This window comes from Micromonospora sp. SL1-18 (assembly GCF_047921505.1).
Classification (GTDB): domain Bacteria; phylum Actinomycetota; class Actinomycetes; order Mycobacteriales; family Micromonosporaceae; genus Micromonospora.
In genome coordinates this window covers 1-649 of the sequence record NZ_JBLROA010000202.1, presented here as the reverse complement: position 1 = coordinate 649, position 649 = coordinate 1, and the positions used below count along the sequence as shown (strand labels likewise).

At 69.2% G+C, this 649-nt stretch carries 1 protein-coding gene; it reads right to left on the bottom strand.

Annotated elements, in window-relative coordinates; all coding sequences use genetic code 11:
* Positions 1 to 649 (bottom strand): RNA-guided endonuclease InsQ/TnpB family protein (locus ACNAW0_RS30565; protein ID WP_416291510.1); only part of this gene is annotated, 649 nt, incomplete at both ends.

Genomic DNA, 649 nt, shown 5'->3' with positions numbered 1-649 from the left:
CGCACGGACCCTGCGGGCACGGTGGGAGGTTGTCGCGCCGCGGTTACGGCGGACGGTCTCCTGCCGGCCGGCCTTCGACTTGAGTCGGGCCAGGTCGCGTTCCTGGCCCGAGGTCGTGAAGACGCGGTTCCACAGGCGGCCGTCGGACATCGCCAAGGCGACCTTCACGCCACGGTCGACCCCCACGACGGTGCCGGGTCGGGCGTGCACCTCGGGCGCCTTGACACCGGTGTGGACGCCGAAACCAACGTGCCAGGCGACACCGTCGAAGGACACCACCGCGTGACGAACTATCCCGCCCAGCGGGCGGGACCAGCGGAACTTGACCTCGCCGACCTTCGGCAGCATCACCGCACCCCAGCGCCGGTTGAGCCGGCGCACCCCAATCGCCTGCCCGGGGAACGGGACCGACAACCGGGCAGACCTGCGTTTGCGGGTCGGCGCCCCGCCGGGGTGCTGCGAGTTCCACCAATTCTGGTACGCCTGATCCAACTGGCGCAGCACCTGCTGCCCGGACTGTGCCGGCAGGTCCGCAACCCAGTCAAAATCCTTACGCGTCTGAGTCAGATAGGCGCACTGCGCGGTGACCCCAAGGGTGACCTTGCGCTGCCGCCAGACGAACTGGCGCTGCTCCAACGCGGTGTTGTAA